Source organism: Chlorobium ferrooxidans DSM 13031 (genome assembly GCF_000168715.1).
GTDB classification, from domain to species: domain Bacteria; phylum Bacteroidota; class Chlorobiia; order Chlorobiales; family Chlorobiaceae; genus Chlorobium; species Chlorobium ferrooxidans.
In genome coordinates this window covers 299,990-324,584 of record NZ_AASE01000001.1, presented here as the reverse complement: position 1 = coordinate 324,584, position 24,595 = coordinate 299,990, and the positions used below count along the sequence as shown (strand labels likewise).

The window sequence follows — 24,595 nt, the reverse complement described above, 5'->3', positions numbered from 1 at the left end:
CTCATGCAGGCAAAACCCGATAATTTTACCCTTGTTATTTTCGGAGCAAACAGTGATCTGGCTGCACGCAAACTCTTTCCCTCAATCTGTGAACTGGCTCTTTGGGGAGAGATGCCGGAGGCGTTTCGCGTTATCGGGGTCGGGAGGTCAGAGCTCTCTCATGAGGAGTTTCGTTCCCTTGTGCATGAAAAGCTTGCACGATTCTCGCCCGAAACCGTTCAGGATGAGGCGGCCTTTCTGAAGATCAGCCGAAAGCTCTTTTATGTCAGAGTCGATCTTGAGGATGTTGCCGGTTATCATGCTCTGCACAACGAGCTGATGGATGTCTCCGGAGAGAGGGGTATCTGCTCGAATCTTCTTTTTTATCTCGCGACACCACCCGCTCTTGCCCCGGTTATTGTTCGGAACCTTGAAAGTGCCGGACTTGGAGAGAAAACCGTTTTCTGCGGCGGATGGCGCAAAATAATCGTTGAAAAACCCTACGGCAGGAACCTGCAGACGGCGCGGGAACTGAACCGTGTGATTGGTGAGGTGTTCAGCGAAGAGCGGGTGTTCCGTATTGATCACTACCTCGGCAAGGAGACGGTACAGAATATCATGGTCTTTCGTTTTTCCAACGGGATTTTTGAGCCGTTATGGAACCGCCACTACATAGCCAATGTATCCATTACCATTGCGGAGGAGTTCGGTATCCGTGACCGGGGCTCTTTTTATGAAGAGACCGGGCTTTTGCGCGATATCATGCAGAATCATGCCCTTCAGCTGCTTGCCGCTGTGGCCATGGAGCCGCCTGTTGATTTTTCTGCTGATGCGGTGCGTGATGAAAAAGCCAAGGTACTTCGTTCGATCCGTCATTTTTCGTCTGACAGTGCTGAAACATCAGTTGTTCTCGGTCAGTATGAAGGCTATCGCAGCGAAAAAAATGTTGCTGCCGATTCGAAGGTTGAGACCTTTGCGGCGGTAAAGTTTTTAATTGACAACTGGCGCTGGAAAGATGTTCCGTTTTTTGTAAAGGCAGGCAAGAACCTTGCTGAAACAGTGACCGAGATTGTTATTACGTTCAAGTGCCCTCCCCAGAACTTTTTCGGTATGGCCGATAGCTGCAGCTATACGGCCAATCAGGTGATTCTGCGGATTCAGCCCGAAGAGACCATCGCACTGCGGTTTGGAGCAAAACGCCCCGGAGAAGAGGTGATCACTGATCCCGTTTATATGAAATTCGATTACAGAACCTCTTTTTCCGATTCAGGTTTGACGCCCTATCACCGACTGCTGCTTGACGCCATGGCAGGCGAGCAGATGAACTTTATCCGTCAGGACAGTGTCGAATACTCGTGGGCTATTATAGACTCCATACGGGAGGCAATCGGCGGAGAGGAACCTTCTTTATACGCCGTTCACTCGGGAGGACCTGATGCGGCGCAGCGAATCTATGGCTGAGCGGTAAACCAGAAGAGTCGCCCGTTAACGGGGGAGACAAGGGATGCCGGCAGGTTGCACTCCTCTTTGCGATATATTTTTTCCGCCAGTCGGGCTTTTGCTTTGCCGAAAGTGAAAAAGAGAACATTCCGGGCATGATTGATCAGCGGGAGGGTAATGGTTATTCGCTTTCCCGGAGGGTTTCCATTCGGTGCATCCACGGCGATAGCCAAACGCATTGATTCCTGAAGTGCCTGAACGTTGCCGGCAAAGAGGGATGCGGTATGGCCATCCTCGCCGAGGCCGAGCAGGAGAAGGTCAAAAGCCGGAACATTCTCCGGTGTATGAGGATGACCGGGGATAGAAAAGAAAGAGCGGATTGCGGTTTCATACGCTTCGGCAGCCCGTCCGGCATCAGCCTGTTCTGCAGGTATTCTGAAGAGATGGTCAACAGGAAGAGGGGAATGAAGAAGCAGTGTCTCCTCCGCCATTCTGTAGTTGCTCTCCGGATGACCGGGAGGTACGCATCGTTCATCCCCCCAGAAGATCCATGTCTGCTGCCAGGGCATAAGGGTGCATTGCCCGTTTTTTTCGGTTTGTTCCCCGTCAGGCAGCCGGAGGCCATAATGTTCAAGGCATCCGGTCTCTATACCATCGGCCAGTTGGCGGTAGAGCGAACGGGGAGAGTTGCCGCCTGCAAGCACAAGAGAGAATCGCCCGTGATCAGCAATTGAGCGGTAAGCTTCGGTGATGATGAGCGCTGCGGCATGTTCCGTCATATCCGCTACACTTCCGCTGTAAAAACTCTTCTCTCGCTTTTGGTTGTTCATCTGTTGCCATTTTCCTTGATCAGTTTCCTTACTGTTTCTGCGGCACGATCAGCGGTAAACCCGAACTCCTTGAGCGTAATGGTTCCGGGGGCTGATGCTCCGAAATGATCAATACCGATGATTTTTCCTCTCTCTGTGGCATACTTGTGCCATCCGAACGGTGACGCGGCTTCAATGACTACTCTGTTCGTTATTTCCGTTGGCAATACTGTGTTTCTGTATGCCTCCGGCTGAAGGTCAAAAAGCCCTGTTGATGGCATCGAGACTACCCGGACAGGTATCCCTTCCGATGCAAGAAGTCGTTGCGCATCAAGGGCGATATGCACTTCCGCTCCGGTTGCGATGAGTATGGCTGCTTTTTCAGGTGAAGGTGGTTCCGGATGCCACTCAGAGAGGATGTATCCCCCTTTCGGAACTCCTGCAGTGACAGGAAAACGGGTTTCGTCAAGTACCGGCAGCGGTTGCCGTGAGAGAATGAGAGCAACAGGAGCTCTTGCTGTGAGCGCCTCTTTCCATGCGGCTTTTGTTTCATTGGCATCGGCCGGGCGCAGCACCGTAAAGCCGGGCAGTGCCCTCAGCATGGCGAGCTGTTCAATCGGCTGGTGTGTTGGTCCGTCCTCACCGAGAGCAATGCTGTCGTGCGTGAAGAGAAAGATGGAGTGAACTTTCATCAGTGCCGCAATTCGAAGGGCGGGTTTCATATAGTCCGCAAAGACGAGAAAGGTTGCACCGTACGGGATGATGATGCCCGACAGAGCCATGCCGTTAATAATTGCCCCCATGGCATGCTCCCTGACGCCGAAATGGAGGTTGGCACCGTTCGGATTTTCAGGGCTGAAGTCAATATTATCCTTGAGCAGGGTTCCACAGGAGGGGGCCAGATCGGCAGAACCTCCGGCAAGGAAAGGGATTTTTCCGGCGAGTTTTTCGAGAATCTTCTTTGATGCCTGGCGGGTTGCCAATCCGGCAGATGAGTCGAATTCCGGCATCAGCTCTCTCCACCCCTCCGGTATTCGCCGGGCCAGCCGTTCTTCAAGCGCACCCCATAAATCCGGAAACTCCTGCTGATAGTCGTGCTGTAACTCCATCCACTCTTTTTCCAGAATACTTCCCTTCGTTTTTACCCGGTCAAACTCTTTCTGAACCTCGGGGGGAACATAAAAGGATTTTTCTTCGGGGAAGCCGAACGCTTTTTTCAGCAGTTTCACCTCTTCCTCACCGAGAGGCTCACCATGAGCGGCAGCACTGTCCTGCCGGTTAGGGCTTCCATAGCCGATATTGGTTTTTGCAATGAGGAGCGATGGGCGGTCGGTGATATTTTTTGAGCGGATCAGGGCCTCTTCTATAGCCTCAGGATCGTTGCCGTCAATATGTTCAACATGCCAGCCGTAAGCATGGTAACGTTCTCCGACATTTTCTGTAAAGGCGAGTCGGGTTGAGCCTTCAATGGAAATCCTGTTGCTGTCGTAGAGGCAGATCAGCTTGCCGAGTTTCAGATGACCTGCCAGAGAGGAGGCTTCGCTGCTTATTCCCTCCATCAGGTCACCATCGCTGCAGATGACATAGGTGCAGTAGTCAATCAGTTTGAGCTTTTCGCGGTTCAGAAGCGCGGCAGTGTGTCGTTCAGCGATGGCCATACCGACCGCAGTGGCAATTCCCTGCCCGAGGGGGCCTGTTGTGGTTTCAACGCCAGGAGTATGGCCATACTCGGGATGGCCGGGGGTTTTGCTCCCCCACTGGCGGAAGGCTTTGAGATCATCAAGGCTAAGCTCATATCCGCTCAAATGGAGCAGTGCATAGAGGAGGGCTGAACCGTGACCGGCTGAAAGGACAAAGCGGTCCCGGTTCAGCCAGTGGGGATTGGCAGGATTGTGGTTGAGGATCCTTGTGAAGAGCACACAGGCCATCGGAGCTGCTCCGAGTGGCATTCCGGGGTGACCCGATTTTGCTCTTTCCACCATGTCAACGGCGAGCACTCTTACCGTATTGATGGCTCTCATCTCAACTGGGCGGTTATGCATGAACGGTTCAGGTTTTCTTGTATCTAAAAGTAACAACCTCGATGAGATAAACAGCATGCAGCCATCCAAAGGTTCCGTTGTCAGAATTCCGGCTTGATTCTCTGTGGCAGTTGCGTAACTTCTCTTATCATTTTCCGATAACCCGGATTCATGCAAACGAATCGCTATGGCTCTTTTCGATGGCTATGGTGTTCTGGTCGGCACCCTCTACAAATATTATTGCGATCATCCTTTCAGCAGGCGAAAATACTACCACTGCAATCTGAAGGTGCAGGCCGGAAAAAGAGTTTTTCGTTGTCCGGTAGATCTTGACAGCAAAAGGGATGCTCACGGGATTCAATGGCGGGTTATAGAGCTTTTGCCCCAGGCTTTTGACTCTCTTCTTCGCCTGCCGGATGGATGGCATCCTCTTGATTCAGAGCCGGGTTCCGGTGCCCTGGATTACTATCGTACTCCGGAACTTCAGCCCACTTGTGCCTGTATTTCAGCTACTCATGCGTCTGGAGCTACGGAAAAAAAGAGTCCGGAACCGGAATGTTCTCTCTGTGACGCCTGGAAATACGGGACTGGTTTTGCGGCATTCAGGGATCTTGAACCCCTGCTTATACACGCCAGGAAGCTCTTCATATTCGGTGAACCCTTCCGGACCGGAAACGGAGTTCACAACATTCATCAGAATCAGGGTGATTCGCCTCAAAGTCAATGGTATGCGGAAAACGGAGCATGGCAGGACGGAGCAGTTGTTGTGCTTCGCCGCGATCATACCCTTGCCACCTTTTTATGCAAATTCAACACCCAAAGCTTTTTCCCTTTCCCCTCAACAGCTCCTGAATCACTTGCTATTCAGTCTCATGCTCTTTAGCTGCGAATATATACGCATATCTATATAGTCACTCTTTCTGCATCCTTGTCTGCATGTTGTAATGAACTTGCTGTTCGTTACGATGTCTCTGTACCCCCTTTTTTAATTCCTCCCGGCTTTATCTGCTGCTGAGTGTTGCAGTGATACACTTTTTTTTGAAACACCTGTGCATCAATCTGATACGATGTTACTCCTTTTTATCGAAAGAAATAGGACTGAATCGGTTTGGCATAGTAGTTGCTTGATATTGTTGTGCTGATCTTTTATATGTTTTTCGAGTGGTTGGCATTTGTATGTTTTTTTTGATTCAAAATGTTTGTTACGAAAATCCGATTAATAGAATTTTTAATTGAGCATAAAGTGATTCGATCTGTTTGAAATAAGTGCCCGGTTTCATTGTATAATTATAAGTAGTTTAAAAATAAAGGAATAAGTGGCTTTTTTGATGCGGCTTACAAATGAAATTTCAAATAGGTAGAGCAATAAAAAGACACAATTATCGTTTTGGAAAGTTCGGATTCAGATTGTGTTAATGAGCTTTAATGTATAGTTATTTCGTATGTATTTGTTTCGTATTGATGTGCAGCAATATATATAAAATATAGTCATGTATATGTTGTTTATATATTCGCATGATGAGTTTGACTATGATTTTGCCCTTTGAGGCCAATTAAATCAGTTTTTTTAAATACCAATCACATAAACTCTTGTAAAACAGAAAGGAGCATATTATGAGTACCGCCAACAATGCCAACAGTTCGAGTGTCACAACTCTTGAAGACACTTCCCTTATCCTTAAAATTTCCGACTTCATTAAAAACTATAATCCTGTTGCGAGTGATCCGCTCAGAGTTCAGATAACGACACCTGAGAGTAATGGATCATTGAAATATTTCAACGGGACAAGCTGGGTGGATGTTGCGGCCAAACAGGTGATTTCGGCTGCTGATATTACCGCAGGTAAATTGATGTTCGTTCCGGACAAGGATGAAAACGGGAAGGATTACACTTCAATCGGCTTTAAAGTTCTGAATGCCAGGGGTGAAACGGGTTCAGCCAGCAGCCTGAAGATCAATGTGACCGCGGTGAACGATGCTGCTGTTATTTCGGGCACAAGTACAGGTCTCATCACTGAAGACAGCGGTACTTATGGTATTAACGGGAAGTTGAGTGCGAGTGATATTGACAGTGCAGCCACCTTTGTTGCACAGAACTCTGTGAAGGGGGAGTACGGACAGTTCAGTATCAGTAAAGATGGTTCGTGGAGCTACACTGCGGACAATGCCAAACTTCAGGAACTTGGAGGAGAGAAGGCGAAAGCAACTGAAACTTTTACCGTTAAAACTGCTGACGGGACAACCAAAGAGATTGTGGTGACGTTAAAAGGTGTTGATGAAGCGCTGAAGGGCTCCAGGAATGAAAACAGCAGAGATCGGGATAACGATGATTCGCATCACGGCGAGAGTGGTCACCATGATAAAGACGATTCGCATCACGGTGATGATGATCATCATGAAAGCGATGAGCATGAGGAGTCGGAGCATAACCAGGGTGGAGCTGTCAACCATGCACCAACGGTGGCAGGTGCGCTGTTCTCAACGACAGCCGAAGGCGCGGCATCATACACCCTGAACCTGCTTGGCGGAGCGAGTGATGTCGACACGGCTGATACACTGAGCGTCGGAAGCATCGTTACCTACAGCGTTGAGGGGGCATTGGCCAGCAGCACTCCTCCGGCCGGAGTGAGTTTGAGCGGTAGCACACTGACTGTTGATCCTGCCAACGAAGCCTTCAACAACCTTGCGGTTGGTCAATCAATGACCATTCTTGTAAGCTACAGTGTCATAGATACAAAAGGAGCCTCGGTTACGCAGACTGAGACGATCACCGTAACCGGAACGAATGATGGGCCGGTCGCCGCACTATTGACAAACTCCGCAATGGAAGGCAGTGCAGTGGTAGCTGGTTATGTTACTTCAACGGATGCCGATGCCCTGCATACAGCAGCCTACTCACTGGATGCAGCAGTAGCCGGTCTTACGATTAATGCCGATGGCAGCTACAGCTTCGATCCATCCAACGCAGTCTATCAGTCGCTTGCCGCAGGTGAGACAAAGGATGTTGTAGCAACCTACACAGTAACGGATGACCAGGGAGCGACAAGCAGCAGCACACTGATCATCACGGTTACAGGCACAAACGATGCACCGGTAGCCGCAGCTGCTGTAGCATCAGCAACCGAGGATGACAGTGTTGTGAGCGGAGCGGTAAGCGCAACCGATGCCGATGCAGGAGCAACAGTCAGCTACGCACTCGATGCACCGTTAGCCGGTCTCACGATGGATGCCGATGGCAGCTACAGTTTTGATCCCTTGAACGAGGCATATCAGTCGCTTGCCGCAGGTGAGACAAAGGATGTTGTAGCAACCTACACGGTAATGGATGACCAGGGAGCGACAAGCAGCAGTACACTGACCATCACCGTTACAGGCACAAACGATGCACCGGTAGCTGAAGTTGCAGTAGCATCAGCAACCGAGGATGACAGTGTTGTGAGCGGAGCGGTAAGCGCAACCGATGCCGATGCAGGAGCAACAGCCAGCTACGCACTCGATGTTCCGGTAGCCGGTCTCACGATGGATGCCGATGGCAGCTACAGTTTTGATCCCTCGAACGAGGCATATCAGTCGCTTGCCGCAGGTGAAAAGCTGGATGTTGTAGCAACCTACACAGTAACGGATGACCAGGGAGCGACAAGCAGCAGCACACTGACCATCACGGTTACAGGCACAAACGATGCACCGGTAGCTGAAGTTGCAGTAGCATCAGCAACCGAGGATGACAGTGTTGTGAGCGGAGCGGTAAGCGCAACCGATGCCGATGCAGGAGCAACAGCCAGCTACGCACTCGATGTTCCGGTAGCCGGTCTCACGATGGATGCCGATGGCAGCTACAGTTTTGATCCCTCGAACGAGGCATATCAGTCGCTTGCCGCAGGTGAAAAGCTGGATGTTGTAGCAACCTACACAGTAACGGATGACCAGGGAGCGACAAGCAGCAGCACACTGACCATCACGGTTACAGGCACAAACGATGCACCGGTAGCTGAAGTTGCAGTAGCATCAGCAACCGAGGATGACAGTGTTGTGAGCGGAGCGGTAAGCGCAACCGATGCCGATGCAGGAGCAACAGCCAGCTACGCACTCGATGTTCCGGTAGCCGGTCTCACGATGGATGCCGATGGCAGCTACAGTTTTGATCCCTCGAACGAGGCATATCAGTCGCTTGCCGCAGGTGAAAAGCTGGATGTGGAAGCGCACTACACAGTAACGGATGACCAGGGAGCGACAAGCAGCAGCACACTGACCATCACGGTTACAGGCACAAATGATGATCCCACGATTACCGGACTTGCTAATTCTGTTAATGTTAATGAGAATCAGACGGCAGTGACTACGGTGAATGCCAGCGATCCTGATCATAATGACATGCTCAGTTACAGCATTCTTCAAACTACCGGTACCGACTTTGCCCGGTTTGCAATTGATAATCATGGGGTATTGAGCTTTGTTTCTGCTCCCGACCATGAAAATCCGCAGGATATCGGTGGCACTGACGGTGATAACGCCTATGTGGTGGATGTGCAGGTTGCCGATGGCCATGGCGGTATCGATACGCAGACCCTCACGGTGAGTGTGCAGAACATTCTTGACGCACCATCACCTTATACCGGTACCGGAGATTCAAAGGATTTTGATACTTCAGCAGACAAGCCATTCTCTATAACCGGGACAAAGGAGGATCAGACATTGACTGGTGACTCCAGGGCCAATACCATTGATGCATTGGCCGGTAAAGATACTGTGTATGGAAAGGAGGGCAATGACACGATCAATGGTGGAAGCGGTGATGATAATCTCTATGGTCAGGCCGGTGATGATACGATCAACGGTGGTTCAGAAAAGGATGCCATTTACGGGGGTTCCGGAAACGACCTGATTCATGGCAATGACAGCAATGACACCATCTATGGGGTAGCGGCAGCGATACTATCTACGGTGATGGAGGTACGAACACTATCTATGGCGGATATGGTGCTGACTCGCTCCATGGTGGTAGTGGTGGCTCTAACACTTTTAAATACATTGATTTGCATGATACCGGCGATGTCATTTATGACTTCGATGTAGCTAATGACAAGTTGGATTTCAAAGCAATAGATGCCAATAGTGTTAAAAGTGGTAGTCAGTCATTCTCCTCTGCCACTTATTTTGCATCTCCAAACCATCTTGTTGCAAACGGGATCAGCTATTTTGATGACGGGGAAGGAAATACCGTAGTCTGGGTTGATAATGATGGTGATGCGACAACAGTAGAAATGCAGGTTACCCTTGTCGGTGTTGCCGCCAATGATGTACATGGTAATCATTTCAGTATATCCAACAACAATTAACTATCGGTTTTTTCAAAAAGGGCAGTATCCGCTGCCCTTTTTATTTCTACAAAATCATCTTTACTCCAGAGCATTATCCTGTAAATGTTTTATAGGCAAATATTATGCCTCCCCTTCCTTTTTAGCTCGGATCGCTCCTTTTCAGAAGAATTGTTTGTGTTGATTCAGCTGGCTGTATGACCAGAGATGATGATCTGGATGAATATGTGCAGCTTACTGGAATTCATTGTATATTATCAGTACATTTTGGTGGTGTCCGGTTGTCTGTAAGTAAACCAATCTGTTCTGTTACATCACTTGATGTCGAAATTGCCCTTATGGTAGTTCAATAATCCTGACAAGAGGAGAGTATCATGGCTGCTTTTGATTTCGGCGTTAAAGTCGATCCCGTGCTGTTTGATCGCCAGATCAATGAGGGATACGAGGTTACTGCTTCTGAATATATTCGCAAGGGCTGGGAGATGTTCCGGCTGAACATTGGTGAATTTGTAGGGTTCACCCTTGTTGTGTTTGTGATTTCGGCATTAAGCTCGATGTCGAATGGAGGCGGTTCGATTATTTTCTCATCCCTTACGGCGCCGTTATGTGCCGGTTTCGGGATTGCGGCCTTCAAGCGGATGAGTGGACAGGAGATTCAGTTTTCAGACTTTTTTCTTGGTTTCAAATACTTTCTGCCTCTTTTTCTGGCGGGTATGGCAATGGGGCTTCTCGTGGCTGTTGGGTTGGTGCTGCTTATTCTGCCCGGAATCTATCTTGCTGTAGGCTATACGTTTACCATGTTTCTGATTGTTGATTACAGGATGGAGTTCTGGCAGGCGATGGAGACAAGCCGCAAAATTGTTACCAGACAATGGGGGGCAATTTTTTGGTTTGCCTGTCTGCTGGCCCTGCTGAATTTTGGTGGTGCGCTTGCTCTCGGTGTCGGCCTTCTGGTAACGATTCCCGTATCCTCCTGTGCCGTTGCCATAGCATACAAGGAGATAGTCGGGCTCTATTCGTCAGAGTGGTAGTCTGTGCGCTAAATTTATTCCGCAATTCGATTGCATCGTTGGTCGGTGCTCGAAATTCTCATGTACTGCATGTACATTCCGGTTTCTGTGCTCAGTCCGTCCTGCTCTCAAACTGCTCATGACAATTTAGGGTGCGCTTTGTTGCTAAAATTATTAAATCAATGAATTTAAGGATAACTATGAAAAAGAGGCTGAGTATCGTTGCGGCAAGCCTGCTTGTTCTGCACTCTGTTTTTCCTTTTTCTGTTCATGCTGAAGAGAGTCAGGTTGTGGTATCGGCGTCAGGAGTGGTATCGGTAAAGCCGGATATGGCGGAGTTTATTGCGGAGATCAAGTCGGATGCAAACAGTGCAGACAGGGCTGCGGCCGATACTGCTGAAAAGTATCAGGCGGTTCAGAATGCTTTGCGAAAGACCGGTGTTGCCTCCGAGGATGCTGTGACGGCAGGTTTTACGGTTTCACCAAAGTGGGAGTGGGAGCCGTCAACCTCTAAAAACGTTCTGAAAGGGTTCACGGCAAGGCACGCCATAAAGGTCAGGGTGCGTGCTCTGGGCAGCATCGGCAGGGTTATTGATGCTGTTGTGCAGGCCGGGGCCAATGAAGTTCAGAATATTATGTTTTTATCAAGTCGTTATGATGCCCTTCGCCAGGAAGCACTCGCATCCGCTGTAGGCAATGCCCGCAGGGAGGGTGAAATTATGGCCCGTGCGGCAGGAGGAGTCTTGGGCAGTTGATCGAAGTCAGCACAGGCCAGCCTGCATACAAGGAGCGACCATATATGGAGGCGGTAGCCATGAGGGCAGCTCCGGCACCAGCCAGTACTGAATTGGCCCCTGCTGATCAGGAGATTTCGGTAACCATCAACTCACGCTGGCGCTTTATCACCGCTCCTGTCAGATGAGCATAAATTCGTGCTGAAAGAGAATCCGGGAGAGCGTTGGCTTCGTCGGGGATTGAGGATGATTTGAACCTGCCGAAATAAATCTTATCTTTACTGATTATTTTTTTGTTTTCCATTCTTCTGTTCTACGGTTAAAAGAGCAAGAACTGTCCCATTTATCATGGGATTTTGGTTACGTATTTGTTTTTCATGTTTATCTGAAGTTCCGTGTTTTGCATACCCGGGTTGGTTTTTTTATGCATATGCCGACGAGCGTTGATGGCTCCGGTTTAACTCCGATTGAGGTTGCTTATGATTCGATTGATATCTGCGTTTTTAATGATGCTTATGCTGCTCTCTCCTGTGAAGGGAGACTCTCTGACAAATCCGTTCCTGAAAAACTTTTCATCGCTCTCCCGATCCCCTGACCTCCGAAACCGGATAAATCCAAAGCTGCTCAGTATGGCTCTTTCCGGCTATTATTCCCTCCGGGAGCAGGGCAAGGTTTCCCGTGACGGTATTCTTACGGTTATAGATTTTAACCTTCCATCGGTTGAGGAACGGCTTTTTGTTATTGATGTCAACGAGGGACGGCTGCTTTATTCCGGACTTGTTGCGCATGGCAGCGGAAGTGGCGAAAACTATGCGCAGAGCTTTTCCAATCAACCGGGTTCCAATCAAAGCAGTCTCGGTTTTTATACAACAGGAAATACCTATGACGGCAAAAATGGTTATTCTCTCAGACTTCTTGGAATGGAGCCGGGGATTAATGATAATGCTCAAATGAGAAGTATTGTGATGCATGGCGCGGATTATGTTTCCTATGACTATATAAGGAAGCATGGCCGTCTTGGCAGAAGTCAGGGTTGCCCTGCGCTCTCTTTTGATGCTTTTCAGCAGGTAATCAACCTGATAAAGGGCGGGAGCTGCATATTTATCTATCAGGGAGGAAGGGACTATGCGCTCAAGTCAACCGTGCTCAAACCCGATCTTGCCCTTCACCAGAGTGTTTTCGATCCATTTTCATAATGTATTGAGTTACGAATGATTGGTATTCTTCTTGTCTGGCTTGCATTCAGTCCTGTTCAACCGGTTCCGGCAAGGGCACCCGCACCTCAGAAGGTTACTCTTCAACCACAAGTGCAAAATCCTGTTATTAGCCAGAAGAGTGTCGTTCCTGACCCTGTAACAGAGCATATCCGCAGTTACTTTACCCGTAAAACAGTGCAGGGCACAGAGCTCGCTCTGGTGGAAGGGATCTCGTTCCGAAACCGCCTGGCCCGATTCTATGCTGCACGGGGATACAGGCCTGTCTGGATAAAGCGGACGATGATTACCGAGCTGATTACAGCCATAGAAAGTGCTGCCGATGATGGACTTGATCCTGCGGATTATCACCTAAGGGCGCTCAGGGTTTTTTACAATCAGCCCCCCCAGACGCCCCAGCAGGAGGCGAACTATGATCTTCTTTTGAGTGACGCATTTCTCACGCTTGCCACACATCTGCGTTATGGCAAGGTTGATCCCGTCAGCCTTGATCCGAACTGGAATATCAATGATTTTCATCGAAGCACAGCCATGGAGTTCCGGCTTCAGAATGCTGTAACTGCTGAACGGATTGCAGGTGTTTTGGCGGAACTTCGTCCGCAGCGACCCGAATACCTCCAATTGAGAAAAGGTCTTATCCGGGATCGCGCTCTTGCCAAAGAAGGAGGCTGGCCGGTCGTTCCCGATTTGACAGGACTGAAAGAGGGTGCCACGGACAATCGTGTCTTGCCATTACGCAAACGCCTGGTTGTATCCGGTGACATGACGGCAGTGGCCAATGATACCTCAAGGATCTATGACCGGCGGATGGTTGAGGCAGTAAAGCGTTTTCAGAAGCGGAACGGAATGGTTGCGGATGGTGTGCCCGGGCCTGCTACCTTCAGGGCTATGAATCTGCCTGTCGAGCGTCGTATTGAACAGATCCGCATCAATCTGGAGCGGTGCAGATGGTTCATGAACGATCTTGAGCCGACCTACGTACTGGTTAACATTGCGGAATTTTCCCTGCGTTATGTCGAACATGGTCGTAACCGCTGGGGAACACGGGTCATTGTCGGGCAGCCCTATCGTGAAACGCCGGTTTTCAAGGCGGATATGCAGTATATTATCTTCAATCCCCGCTGGGTTGTGCCTCCGACAATTCTGGCGAAAGATGTTTTGCCGGCTATCCGCAAAAACAGCTCCTATCTCAGCAGGAAAAAGCTGAACATCCTTGACCGGAATGGTACTGTTGTCAATCCTGCATCGGTCAACTGGTCACAATATACGGGAGCAAATTTCCCTTACCGTTTGCAGCAGACCGCCGGAGATCATGGGGCATTGGGCAGGATCAAATTTATGCTGCCGAATCGCCATACAGTCTATCTGCATGATACGCCGACCAAGGATCTTTTTGAAAAGAGCAGCAGAACCTTCAGTTCCGGTTGCATCAGGGTTGAAAATCCCCAGGAACTCGCCAGGCTGGTTCTCCAGGACAGTCTGAAATGGAGCAGGGAGAGGATTCAGGCGGCAATAAATACCGGAAAAACAGCCACGGTCTACCTGCCGAAACGGATTCCGGTGTTTATCCTCTATCTGACAGCTTTTGCCGAAGGTGATGAGATTGTTTTTCTCGATGATGTCTACAACAGAGATAGTGCTGTGCTGAAAGCTCTGGATAAACCTCTTCTCCAATTGTAATTATCGGCTCTTCTGAGGGCACCGCCAAGCCTTGTTTTGAGCGGGTTGAGTGCGATCCCGGTGAATCGGGAAATCGCGGAACAAATTAACCGAGTTGCCCCTATGTCATTTTCTGTCGAGATCAATATAGAGCGGGCGTTTGAAACTCCTGCTGCAACCGATAAGGTGTTCGATCTTCTTGCCGATGTCCCCCGTTCTGCCTCTCATTTTCCGAAAGTTGACCGGTTGATTGATCTTGGCTCCAATACCTTTTGCTGGGAGATGGAAAAGATCGGTATCGGCAGCTACACGCTGCAGCAGACAATCTATGCCTGTTGCTACTCTGTCGAGGCGGCTTCACGGAAAATTGCATGGAGTTCTGTTGCCGGAGTCGGCAATGCGAAGGTCGAAGGGGAGTGGGTACTACGGCAGAAAGAGGCTGGAACCGCGATAGTGCTGAAAACAAAAGGTGAAGTGATGGTCGATTTCCCCTCGTTTCTGCAGATCATCATCTCCCCGCTGGTGGTAATGGAGTTTACCTCCCTGATTGATCACTATCTGGCTAACCTTCAGAAGAGCTTCACAGCATCATGACCGGCTCCTTGTCATCGCTCTGAGGGATAAGTTGTAACAGAAGACCTGTCAGGTTTTTTTCCTTTTGGTTGACTTCCATTCCCGCATACCCACCTCATCTCTTATTGATGCGCAGACGTCGAGTACCTGCTGCAGTTCGTCGATTTCCATGTCGCTATTGAGTGAAAAACGCATGAGCGTGCGGTTTTTCGGTGTTGCAGGCGCACAGAATACAGAGCCGAATACATTTCGATCTTCCAGCGCATCCCGCAATATTTCCATTTGGGGTTCACTTCCGGGTTCAAGTGAGATGATCTGTGACTGGCTGGCCAGAAAATAGCCAAGACTCTCCAGTCCGTTTCGAAAAAAAAGAGCATTGTCATGCAGTTTTTTTCTCCGGTCGTCACTGTTGATAATCACATCGAGGGTTGCAGACAAACCGGCTATGTCATGAGGAAGAAGAGCTGAGCTGAAAATGGCAGGATAGGCTGCGTAGGGGTAGTACTCGGCAAATCGTTGCGAACAGAGAATTATGCCCGCTCTGCCGGCGAAGGCTTTTGCAAGGCTGCCGGTTATGAAATGTACCCTGTCGGTCAGGCCGAGTGAGGCAACCAGCCCGGCTCCCCGGGGCCCATGCGTACCCAGAGAGTGTGATTCATCGACGAGGGAGAGACAGTTGTGACGATTGGCGATATCGATGATCTCGGTGAGAGGGGCAATATCTCCGGTTGTACTGTAGAGAGAATCCACAACAATAATGCCCTGACCATGCTGTTTTACCAGATTTTCCAGATGAGCGGCATCGTTATGCATAAAGGTGTAAAAGGGGGCTCCGGATGTTTTGACCCCTTCCCAGAGTGACATGTGGGTGAAAAAATCTATATAGACAGGAGTATTCTGGTCGGCAATGGTCTGCATGATACCAACATTTGCCGCCCATCCGGATTGGCATAAAATTGCATGTTCAAACCCGACAAGCCTGGCCATTGCCTTTTCAAAGAGCGATTTGTCGCTGTCCTCATGGAGAAAAACCGCCGACATGACCATTTCATGGCCTCCCTGTTCGAGTCTTGCTATCTGCGCCTGTAAAACTTGAGGGTGGTTTGAAATGCTCAGATAATCATTGCTCTGGAGAATAATTGATTCCGGCTGTGGTTTTTTGCCGAGTACGAGGGGCTTTCCATTCCTGCGTGTTTTGATCGATGCTTCCTCATAGGCGAGTAGTCGCGCATCAAGAAAATCGGGAATGGGCAAACCGGTCATGCTCATTGCTTACCTCATCTGGATTGGCCCGTGCTTAATTGGCAGCAGTTCGTTGTAAGAAAAGTACTCTGTTGGAAGCGATTTAAATTATAGAATTATCTTCCCCGCAGATAGTTTACCGGGGATCCTGACCATCAGATCATACTTGGTTTGTAATCCATTCAGCCATCATAATGGTTCAGGATGATAGAGGTTATCGTACTGCTTCCTTGTACATCGCCTTAACCTTCTCATACATGAAAACCATGTGAACTCTTCATCATCATTCACTATCGGCATATTTCAGCGATCAAATCGGAACAGGAATAATAATCCAACCGGCTGACCGGAGCGAAATATGATAAAATATGATGAAATGAAGATACAGAATGTTTTGATAATTAGCGTTATAGCTCTTCCTTCCGGAGCAGTGAAATATGAGGGTTAAAACGAGGAGGAGAGTGCTTGCGGATGTAACCTTTTAGCGGTTCAACCGCGTTTCTGGCGGCTTTTCTCCAAAGTGACTACGCATCAACTCAGGTTTGCCGGGAGGAGTGTTGGGCTAAAATATGTATGTAATTTTTCAGCTCTTTTATGGTTTCCGCATAGACTTTTTTCAGTACTTCCATCCATGAGCTGTTATCAGGCCAAGCTGCATTGCGGGAAAACTCATTGATGTATCCGGAAAGCAGATACATTTTATTGGCACCGATACTTCCTGAGGTGCCTTTGAGAGAATGAATGAGATGATCAAACTGTTTCATGTCCTGATTACCTACCGCTTCATCAAGATCGGCAGTGCATTTGTCAGCATCATCGATAAAGGTTGCGAAAAGCGTTACGATTAATTCATCACCGCCTATCTCTCTCAATTCATCGATAATTGAACGGTCAAGAATTTTTTCACTGTTTATTGTTGTCCAGAAGTCGGAACCCTCCTGTTCTGATTCATAGCTTGTATTGTTGATCATTGGTGTCTCCTCCTGAATATTGTTTTTCAGTAAAACGTTAATGGTTGTTATAAGCTTGTCCTTGAAGACCGGTTTGCAGAGATGAAAATTAACGCCGGCCTCCTTCAGAATCCGGGAGCTTTGTTCATCGTTATTTCCTGTGATGGCAATAATGGGTATGGTTTTACCGGCGCGAAAACGGAAGAAATTTTTACCACTCCTGATGGCTTTTGTGGCTTCAATACCGTCCATTACCGGCATGTCCACATCCATGAGAATCAGATCGAAATCCTCTTTTTCAAGCAACGAAAGGGCTTCCCTGCCATTGACTGCCTGCTCGATGTGGTAGCCATAGTTCTCAAGCAGGGCGCTCATGATTCTCCGGCTTGTCTCGTTATCATCAACCAGAAGAATTCTTTCGTTGCTGACGGTTATTTCGGTTTCATCCCGGTCCGGAGAGGCTTCTGAAAAAAAGTATTTTTCAATAATTTTTCTTGTGGTTGTAACGCTCACCGGTTTTGCAAGTACTTCATTCATTCCGTTTTTTTCGGCTCTCTCTGTTGCCTCGGGCTTCGGCAGTGAAGTAATGCCGATAATCGGTACGTCACGATAATGCAGGGCAAGAGACGGATCGATGTTCTGTGCCGAACGAATAAGTTTGACAGCACGATCTCCGTTCAGAAACGGCATTTCGAAATCTATAAAAATGAGGTCATACCGTTTTTCTGAAACCATCGCGACTGCCTGGAGGCCGTTTTCTGCCTGATCGATCTGACAATGCAGTTCCGAAAGGTATTTTGAGATAATCAGGCGGTTGCTGCTGTCATCATCGGTTACAAGAATCCTTTTTTTACGAAGGATGTTTCTTTTAATCTCCCGAACGGTTTTGGAATAATACTTTGGCAGTGTTATGGTGAATTCAGTCCACTCCCCCTCCTTTGAGCTACAGACGATAGTGCCTCCGAACGATTCAATCACCCGTCTGCAGAAGGATAAACCCAGCCCGTTTCCTCCTTTTTTGTTCGAGGTATAAAAACTCTCAAAAATCTGCTCAATATTTTTTGCTTTTATCCCCGGTCCATTGTCTTTGACCCTGATGATATTCGACAAAGCGGTTACATCAGTAGCGATCGATATATGGAAGTTATTTCTATCCTTATAGTAAAGAGCATTTTTAAGCAGATTGAAGATGACAAAGAAGAAGAGATCTCGATCTCCCAGAAAATCAAAGTTCATGCATTTTTCAAAGCTGATAACCTTTTGTTCTTTGACATCATTGTAAGGAAATCTGCTCAGTGCAGTTTCAATTGCGTTTTCGGATTTGATCCGGATAAATTCATCGACGATCACCTCTCCGCCCTGCAGGCTGGTGAGGATGGAGTCAATGATCTTGTTTGCACTGCTCAGCGTGTGCGAACTATCCTCAATGATATTATGAATATTGATGAGGCCGGAATGGCTCAAACGGTAGTAGCTTTTAGCCGCCGCATCTATTCCCGGTTTTACGGGCAGCGTGTTTTGTACAGAAGCAATCGCATTGGTAATGGCATTGAGCGGGTTTCTCATCTCATGGGCGATACTGCCGCTCAGGCTTTTCATGAGAGCAATTTTCGACTTGTAGGCCTGCTGTTGCTTATGGCTGGCAATAATGCTTCCTGCAATGGAGAAGATGAAAATAGGAATGTACTCAGGTATGAAGTAGGTGAAGCTGACCCTGCCGTCAATCGTAAGCACCGTGACATAGGCAGCCATGAATCCTGCTCCGGTCATGATGCTGACCAGGACCCGGTCTGACATAAGCAGTGTCAACAGGAATAAACCGGCCATAGTGGACATTGCCCATACCACTGAGAATTCGTTTTTCAGCGTCATGAAGCTGAAAAAGAAAGGAATAACAATAAAGAGCGAAATGAAAAAATAGACCGGGAAAATCTCTTTCAGCTTTTTGGGAATAAACCGGTAGAGTACCCAGGGGATGCTGATGAAGGCGCAGAATATGCGCAGCGGCAGATTCTCGTAAGGTTGCGGGAAGATATAGGTCCAGATGAGATAATAAACCGGATAGCCAAGAAAGCCGAAAAGCCCTACAACGCCGAGATTCGGTTCGGCATGCTCTATAATTTCTCTGGCTTTGTTTTTAAGTATATGCATCAGAAACAGTATTCTTTATGCCTTACCAAAGCCTTTATTCCGGCTATAGATGCACCCTGTGCGTTACTTGCAAGATCATCCCGCGTCGATTGCCAGAGCTGTTGTTATGACAGTCACTGTTATTTATTACCAGAAACAACAGGGGGGTATAATCACTGCCGGATCCAAGAGTGTAACACCGTCTCATATCACTAATAAGCCTACTATAGACTATATATTTACATATATTATAGGTAATAAAAAAACACGGCAGTGCGCCATATATATGAATGATACAACAAGCGTTATAAATTCTCTTTTGCTTGACGAGCTGTTTGCCGGTTATCAGGAGGTGCTGGGGGAGGATTACGATGCTTACCGGAACCACTGTCTGCGGGTTTTCAACTTCTGCTGCTCCCTTGCAAGGAAGCGGGAGGTTGACCTGGATAAAATTGCCATTGCGGTCTTTTTCCATGATCTCGGGATCTGGACAGAGAAGAGTTTTGACTATCTGCCCGCTTCAAAGCTTCTTGCCCGTAACTATCTTGAAAAAAAGGGAAAAGGGGAGTGGCAGAGTGAGATTGAGACCATGATCGGGGAGCATCACAAGCTGACCCGATACAAAGAGCATCCGGAGTGGCTGGTTGAACTCTTCAGGAAAGCTGACTGGATTGATATGACTGGTGGTTTGCTCCGCTTCAAACTGAAGGATGATTTTGTAACCGATGTGCTTGAGGCCTTTCCCAATGCCGGATTCCACAGAAAGCTTGTGCAGCTTGCTGTGGAACGATTCAAAAGCCATCCGTTGAGTCCGTTGCCGATGATGAAGCTTTAGTCGCACCGCTATAAATTTGTTCCGCGATTCGATTACGTCGTTGGGCGGTGCTCGAAATCCTCTCCCAGTCCCGACTGCATCGGGACTGCGCTACCAATATTTCGCCCCTACGGGGCTTGAAAATTTAGTCGCGTTCGTAGTCAAGCACAGGCGCCAGCCATTTCTCAGCTTCACCGATGCTCATCCCTTTTCGACCGGCATAATCCTCAACCTGATCCCTGCCGATTTTTCCGAGCATGAAGTACTTTGCCGCCGGGTGAGCGAAGTAGAGTCCGCTGACTGATGCTGCCGGATTCATGGCAAAGGTTTCGGTCAGGGTGATTCCTGTGCTCACTTCAGCATTCAAAAGGGTAAAGAGCTCTGCTTTTTCGGTATGATCCGGGCAGGCGGGATATCCTGGAGCAGGGCGGATGCCCTGGTATTTTTCTCCCGAGAGCTCTTCGGGCTTGAACGCTTCATCGGGAGCATAACCCCAGAGTTCACGGCGCACCTTTTCGTGCAGCATTTCGGCAAATGCCTCGGCCAGCCGGTCGGCAAGTGCCTGTGTCATGATTTTGTGATAGTCGTCCTGCTCCAGGCTGAACTGTTTGAGCGCTTTTTCAATTCCGAGACCTGCGGTAACGGCAAAACCGCCAATGTAATCTTTCACTCCTGAATTGACGGGCGCGACGAAATCGGCAAGCGCAAGGTTTGGTTCGCCGCCCGCTTTTTTCTCCTGCTGGCGGAGCGTGTGGAGGGTTGCGAGAGTGGTTGTGCGGCTTTCGTCACTGTAGACCGCAATGTCATCCCCTGTGCTGTTGGCTGGGAAGATACCGGCAACACCTTTCAGTCCGAGCATCTGTTCGCCTGCTATTCTGTCGAGCAGGGTTTCAGCATCGTTGAAGAGTTTTGTTGCCTCAACCCCGTACTTCGCGTCGCCAAGAATCTGCGGGTAGCGGCCATGCAGCTCCCACGCCATGAAAAACGGAGTCCAGTCAATATAGGGGCGCAACGCTTCAACTGTCACATCTTCAAGCAGGGTGATGCCCGGTTTGAGCGGTTTGTAGACGGAAGCACTGTCCCACTTGAGCGAAGGGGTGTTGCTTCGGGCTGCGGAGAGCGGGATATAGCTTTTTGCCGATGAACGTGAAGCATGGCTCTCCCGCAGTCCGGCCTGCTCCTCCTTCAGTTTTGCGATGTAATCCGGGCTGAGTGCAGGATTGAGCAGGCTGTTGACTACCGGAACACTCCGGGATGCATCAAGCACCTGAACGACTGCTCCGGAGTAGACCGGCGCAATTTTCACCGCAGTGTGCATTCTTGAGGTGGTGGCACCTCCGATGAGCAGAGGAATCTTCATGCCGAGCCGCTCCATTTCACGAGCCACATGCACCATCTCGTCAAGCGACGGGGTGATGAGTCCGCTCAGCCCGAGCAGGTCGGCTTTTTCACGCTCCACGGCTTCAAGGATCTTTTCGCACGGCATCATGACACCGATATCAACGACCTCGTAGTTGTTGCAGGCGAGCACAACGGCTACAATGTTCTTGCCGATATCATGCACGTCACCCTTGACCGTCGCAAGCAATATTTTTGCTGCGGCACGGGTGTCCTTATTTTTGGCTTTCTCCTCTTCAATGTAGGGGATGAGGCAGGCTACCGAGCGTTTCATGACTCGGGCACTTTTGACCACCTGCGGCAGGAACATCTTGCCCTCGGCAAAGAGATCACCGATGGCGTTCATGCCGTTCATCAGTGGCCCTTCAATAACCTGGAGCGGGCTCGGGTAGAGCTGGCGGGCCTCTTCGGTATCCTCTTCAATAAACTCGACAATGCCCTTGATCAGAGCATGGCGGAGCCGCTCTTCAACGGGAGCATTCCGCCACTCGGCTGCTTTTGCTTCAATTTTCTCGCCGCCACCCTGGATGGTTTCGGCAAAACTCACCAGCCGTTCGGTAGCATCCTCACGGCGGTTGAGCAGCACATCTTCAACACGCAGCAGCAGCTCCGGTTCAATATCCTCATAGATGGCAAGCTGGCCGGCATTGACGATGCCCATATTGAGCCCGGCTTTGATGGCGTGGTAGAGGAATGCCGCATGCATCGCCTCCCTGACCGGTTCGTTGCCCCGGAAAGAGAAGGAGACGTTGCTGATGCCTCCGGAAACTTTTGCAAAGGGAAGGTTCTCTTTGATCCAGCGGACCGACTCGATAAAGTCAACGGCGTAGTTGTTGTGCTCCTCGATACCGGTGGCAACGGTCAGCACATTGGGGTCGAAAATAATATCTTCAGGCGGAAAGCCCACTTCATTGACCAGAATATCGTAGGCCCGCTTGCAGATCTCCTTGCGACGCTCCAGGCTGTCCGCCTGTCCCTTTTCATCAAAAGCCATCACAACAGTTGCGGCGCCATACTGCAGTACCTTGCGGGCTCTCTCTTTGAAAAGCTCCTCGCCCTCCTTGAGACTGATGGAGTTGACGATGCTTTTGCCCTGAACGCACTGGAGGCCGTTTTCTATAACCGACCATTTCGAACTGTCAATCATCACCGGAACACGGGAGATTTCGGGTTCGGAGGCGATCAGGTTGAGGAACTCTTTCATCACCTTTTCGCTCTCAAGCATTCCCTCATCAACGTTGACGTCAATCACCTGTGCGCCGCTCTCCACCTGCTGGCGGGCAATCGAGAGCGCTTCGTCGTAGTTGCCCTCCTTGATGAGGCGTGCGAATTTTTTGGAGCCGGTTACATTGGTGCGTTCGCCGACGTTGATGAAGCCGGTGGTGCTGTTGACAAAGAGCGGTTCAAGACCGGAGAGCTGCAGCTCATGCTTTTTTACGGGTCGCTGGCGCGGAGTCAGCCCTTTGACCGCTTCGGCAATCGCCTTGATATGCTGGGGGGTGGTGCCGCAGCATCCTCCGACAATATTGACAAATCCTGAGGTGGCAAAGTCGGCGATCTGGGCGGCCATATACTCCGGTGAGTCGTCATACTCTCCGAACTCGTTGGGCAGACCCGCATTCGGATAAACGCTCACCAGACTTTCGGCAATGCCTGAGATTGACTCGATAAAGGGGCGCATCTGCTTTGAACCAAGGGCACAGTTCAGGCCGATGGAGAGCAGGTCGGGCATGTGGGCGATAGAGATCCAGAAGGCTTCGGTGGTCTGGCCGGAGAGGGTACGACCGCTTGCATCCACGACGGTTCCGGAGACCATGACCGGGATACGCACTCCGGTGCGATTGAAGAACTCTTCGATCGAAAAGAGTGCCGCCTTGCAGTTCAGGGTATCAAAGACGGTTTCAACGAGCAGCATATCGACGCCGACCTCCATGAGCCCTTCGAGCTGGAGGGTGTAGTTATCGACCACCTCCTCGAAGCTGACAGCCCGGTATCCCGGATTGTTGACATCCGGCGACATCGAGAGGGTTTTGTTGGTAGGCCCTATGGATCCGGCTACAAATCTTGGTTTATCGGGTGTTCTGGCGGTATACTCATCCGCCGCTTTTCTTGCCAGTTTAGCCGCTTCGACATTCAGCTCCCTTACCAGATGTTCGGCACTGTAGTCTGACTGGGAGATCGGATTGGCATTGAAGGTGTTGGTCTCTATAATGTCTGAACCTGCTTCAAGAAAGTCGCAGTGCAGTGCATAGATGATGTCGGGCCGTGTGAGAACCAGTATATCGTTGTTTCCCATGAGCGGATGCGAGTGGGTTGCAAACCGCGAGCCCCGGTAGTCCTCTTCCTGTAATTTATGGCGCTGGATCATGGTGCCCATTGCACCATCGAGAACAAGGATACGCTTTTCGAGCAGGGTAAAGAGAGTTTCTTTCATTCTTTATGCATGACTGCGTTTTTTTGAAAAAGAGGATACAGGTTGCCAATATACGATTAACTCTATAAATCTGTTCGCTCCGGCAGTGACGAATGCACAGATTTTACTCACGTTCCGGTGCACTCTCTGATCAAGCCCCGGAGGGGCGACATGTTGGTAGCACAGTCCCGACCCGTCGGGACCGCGCAGTCATCGTACTGCGGAACAAATTAATCACGGTGCGCTGAAAGCCATGAGCGGATCAGTTCTATCCCACTGTCCGAAATCTGGTGTGCTATCGGATACTCGCGATAGATCAACTCATCCACATGCTCTTCGAGCCATGCATTTGCGGCTCGCCCCTTGGCTATCGGCAGCACTTCGTCAAAGAGTCCGTGCATCACGAGAAAGGGGAGCTTGCGGAGCAATGGAGAGGCTTTTTCGGTCGGCATGTTTTTTTCGGGGAGCTGACCGCTGAGCGCAATCACACCGTGCAGCAGTTCAGGTGCATTGAATGCGGTCAGGTAGCTCATTACCGTGCCCTGACTGAATCCCATAAGAAACACCTGCTCTCCTGCCGGACGGTACTCCTCGATCAGCTCTCTGACGAAGCCGATCAGTTGATGCAGGGCCCGCTCTGCAGCAGCATGGTCGACAATGATGCCGTTTGGGGTGAACTCAAGCGGAAACCATCCGTACATGCCGTAATCCATAACCTGGGGCGCCCGTGCACTGATGTAGCGGAACTCTGGCGGAAGCGCGGGAGCGATCTGGATCAGATCTTTTTCATTGCTGCCGTAGCCATGCAGCATAAGAACGAGTGGTGCATTTTCCGGTGTCTCCGGAGCCTGTTCCATGTAGGAGAGGGAGAGCTCTTTTCGTTGAAGCATAATA

At 49.6% G+C, this 24,595-nt stretch carries 16 protein-coding genes and 1 pseudogene; 11 read left to right on the top strand and 6 right to left on the bottom strand.

Translation table 11 applies throughout. From position 1 onward, the window contains the following. Window positions 1-3 precede the first annotated feature (3 nt). A complete protein-coding gene (zwf, locus tag CFERDRAFT_RS01505) occupies window positions 4-1,440 on the top strand; it encodes a glucose-6-phosphate dehydrogenase (RefSeq protein WP_006365400.1) in 1,437 nt (478 codons plus the stop codon). On the opposite strand, the gene pgl is transcribed toward zwf, so the two are convergent. Both pgl and tkt read right to left on the bottom strand, forming a co-directional pair. After that, a complete protein-coding gene (gene pgl, locus CFERDRAFT_RS01500) occupies window positions 1,431-2,249 on the bottom strand; it encodes a 6-phosphogluconolactonase (protein ID WP_006365401.1) in 819 nt (272 codons plus the stop codon). The genes zwf and pgl overlap by 10 nt on opposite strands. Next, complete coding sequence (tkt, locus tag CFERDRAFT_RS01495) at window positions 2,246-4,270, bottom strand: transketolase (RefSeq protein WP_040432850.1); 2,025 nt, start codon at window positions 4,268-4,270, stop codon at window positions 2,246-2,248. The genes pgl and tkt overlap by 4 nt, the downstream gene beginning before the upstream one ends. A gap of 166 nt (window positions 4,271-4,436) precedes the next feature. Between tkt and CFERDRAFT_RS01490 the strand changes: the two genes are divergently transcribed. From CFERDRAFT_RS01490 to CFERDRAFT_RS01455, 9 genes and pseudogenes are all read left to right on the top strand, one after another. After that, window positions 4,437-5,132 (top strand): YukJ family protein, encoded by a 696-nt coding sequence (locus CFERDRAFT_RS01490; RefSeq protein WP_006365427.1) that lies wholly within the window; start codon window positions 4,437-4,439, stop codon window positions 5,130-5,132. A 731-nt stretch (window positions 5,133-5,863) separates the two neighbouring features. Continuing rightward, window positions 5,864-9,154 (top strand): annotated as a pseudogene (locus CFERDRAFT_RS01485) (VCBS domain-containing protein); the annotation flags it as partial. 128 nt (window positions 9,155-9,282) lie between these two features. After that, entirely contained in the window at window positions 9,283-9,585 is a 303-nt protein-coding gene (locus CFERDRAFT_RS01480) for a hypothetical protein (RefSeq protein ID WP_006365397.1), read from the top strand. Window positions 9,586-9,938: 353 nt separating this feature from the next. After that, on the top strand, window positions 9,939-10,595 hold the full coding sequence (locus CFERDRAFT_RS01475) for a DUF2189 domain-containing protein (RefSeq protein ID WP_006365396.1): 657 nt from the start codon (window positions 9,939-9,941) through the stop codon (window positions 10,593-10,595). Window positions 10,596-10,774: 179 nt separating this feature from the next. Further along, window positions 10,775-11,329: an SIMPL domain-containing protein gene (locus tag CFERDRAFT_RS01470; protein WP_006365395.1), complete on the top strand. Its 555-nt coding sequence runs from the start codon at window positions 10,775-10,777 to the stop codon at window positions 11,327-11,329. Continuing rightward, on the top strand, window positions 11,326-11,496 hold the full coding sequence (locus CFERDRAFT_RS12530) for a hypothetical protein (protein WP_232209726.1): 171 nt from the start codon (window positions 11,326-11,328) through the stop codon (window positions 11,494-11,496). Before CFERDRAFT_RS01470 ends, CFERDRAFT_RS12530 begins: the two co-directional genes overlap by 4 nt. 291 nt (window positions 11,497-11,787) lie before the next feature. Next, the gene (locus CFERDRAFT_RS01465) at window positions 11,788-12,504 is read left to right on the top strand and encodes a murein L,D-transpeptidase catalytic domain family protein (protein WP_006365394.1); all 717 of its coding nucleotides are present in this window, start codon (window positions 11,788-11,790) and stop codon (window positions 12,502-12,504) included. Window positions 12,505-12,519: 15 nt separating this feature from the next. After that, the gene (locus CFERDRAFT_RS01460) at window positions 12,520-14,202 is read left to right on the top strand and encodes a L,D-transpeptidase family protein (protein WP_006365393.1); all 1,683 of its coding nucleotides are present in this window, start codon (window positions 12,520-12,522) and stop codon (window positions 14,200-14,202) included. 102 nt (window positions 14,203-14,304) lie between these two features. Next, the gene (locus CFERDRAFT_RS01455) at window positions 14,305-14,775 is read left to right on the top strand and encodes an SRPBCC family protein (protein WP_006365392.1); all 471 of its coding nucleotides are present in this window, start codon (window positions 14,305-14,307) and stop codon (window positions 14,773-14,775) included. 48 nt (window positions 14,776-14,823) lie between these two features. Here CFERDRAFT_RS01455 and cqsA read toward each other — a convergent pair whose 3' ends face one another. After that, window positions 14,824-16,023 carry an alpha-hydroxyketone-type quorum-sensing autoinducer synthase gene (gene cqsA / locus CFERDRAFT_RS01450; protein ID WP_006365391.1) on the bottom strand — a complete coding sequence of 400 codons (1,200 nt, stop codon included), beginning with the start codon at window positions 16,021-16,023 and terminating at the stop codon, window positions 14,824-14,826. A 509-nt stretch (window positions 16,024-16,532) separates the two neighbouring features. Continuing rightward, on the bottom strand, window positions 16,533-19,097 hold the full coding sequence (locus CFERDRAFT_RS01445) for a response regulator (RefSeq protein ID WP_006365390.1): 2,565 nt from the start codon (window positions 19,095-19,097) through the stop codon (window positions 16,533-16,535). 265 nt (window positions 19,098-19,362) lie between these two features. On the opposite strand from CFERDRAFT_RS01445, the gene CFERDRAFT_RS01440 reads away from it, so the two are divergent. Further along, complete coding sequence (locus tag CFERDRAFT_RS01440) at window positions 19,363-19,911, top strand: HD domain-containing protein (protein ID WP_040432847.1); 549 nt, start codon at window positions 19,363-19,365, stop codon at window positions 19,909-19,911. Window positions 19,912-20,035: 124 nt separating this feature from the next. On the opposite strand, the gene metH is transcribed toward CFERDRAFT_RS01440, so the two are convergent. Together metH and CFERDRAFT_RS01430 are read right to left on the bottom strand one after the other, a co-directional pair. Continuing rightward, complete coding sequence (metH, locus tag CFERDRAFT_RS01435) at window positions 20,036-23,722, bottom strand: methionine synthase (protein ID WP_006365388.1); 3,687 nt, start codon at window positions 23,720-23,722, stop codon at window positions 20,036-20,038. Window positions 23,723-23,931: 209 nt separating this feature from the next. After that, window positions 23,932-24,591 carry an alpha/beta hydrolase gene (locus CFERDRAFT_RS01430; RefSeq protein ID WP_006365387.1) on the bottom strand — a complete coding sequence of 220 codons (660 nt, stop codon included), beginning with the start codon at window positions 24,589-24,591 and terminating at the stop codon, window positions 23,932-23,934. Between the last annotated feature and the right edge of the window lie 4 nt (window positions 24,592-24,595).

Excerpts from the sequence above, each read along its gene's own strand:
- zwf (WP_006365400.1), top strand. The coding sequence starts at position 4 with ATGCAGGCAAAACCCGATAATTTTACCCTTGTTATTTTCGGAGCAAAC.
- pgl (WP_006365401.1), bottom strand. The coding sequence starts at position 2,249 with ATGAACAACCAAAAGCGAGAGAAGAGTTTTTACAGCGGAAGTGTAGCG.
- tkt (WP_040432850.1), bottom strand. The coding sequence starts at position 4,270 with ATGCATAACCGCCCAGTTGAGATGAGAGCCATCAATACGGTAAGAGTG.
- CFERDRAFT_RS01490 (WP_006365427.1), top strand. The coding sequence starts at position 4,437 with ATGGCTCTTTTCGATGGCTATGGTGTTCTGGTCGGCACCCTCTACAAA.
- CFERDRAFT_RS01475 (WP_006365396.1), top strand. The coding sequence starts at position 9,939 with ATGGCTGCTTTTGATTTCGGCGTTAAAGTCGATCCCGTGCTGTTTGAT.
- CFERDRAFT_RS01470 (WP_006365395.1), top strand. The coding sequence starts at position 10,775 with ATGAAAAAGAGGCTGAGTATCGTTGCGGCAAGCCTGCTTGTTCTGCAC.
- CFERDRAFT_RS01465 (WP_006365394.1), top strand. The coding sequence starts at position 11,788 with ATGATTCGATTGATATCTGCGTTTTTAATGATGCTTATGCTGCTCTCT.
- CFERDRAFT_RS01460 (WP_006365393.1), top strand. The coding sequence starts at position 12,520 with ATGATTGGTATTCTTCTTGTCTGGCTTGCATTCAGTCCTGTTCAACCG.
- CFERDRAFT_RS01455 (WP_006365392.1), top strand. The coding sequence starts at position 14,305 with ATGTCATTTTCTGTCGAGATCAATATAGAGCGGGCGTTTGAAACTCCT.
- cqsA (WP_006365391.1), bottom strand. The coding sequence starts at position 16,023 with ATGAGCATGACCGGTTTGCCCATTCCCGATTTTCTTGATGCGCGACTA.
- CFERDRAFT_RS01445 (WP_006365390.1), bottom strand. The coding sequence starts at position 19,097 with ATGCATATACTTAAAAACAAAGCCAGAGAAATTATAGAGCATGCCGAA.
- CFERDRAFT_RS01440 (WP_040432847.1), top strand. The coding sequence starts at position 19,363 with ATGAATGATACAACAAGCGTTATAAATTCTCTTTTGCTTGACGAGCTG.
- metH (WP_006365388.1), bottom strand. The coding sequence starts at position 23,722 with ATGAAAGAAACTCTCTTTACCCTGCTCGAAAAGCGTATCCTTGTTCTC.
- CFERDRAFT_RS01430 (WP_006365387.1), bottom strand. The coding sequence starts at position 24,591 with ATGCTTCAACGAAAAGAGCTCTCCCTCTCCTACATGGAACAGGCTCCG.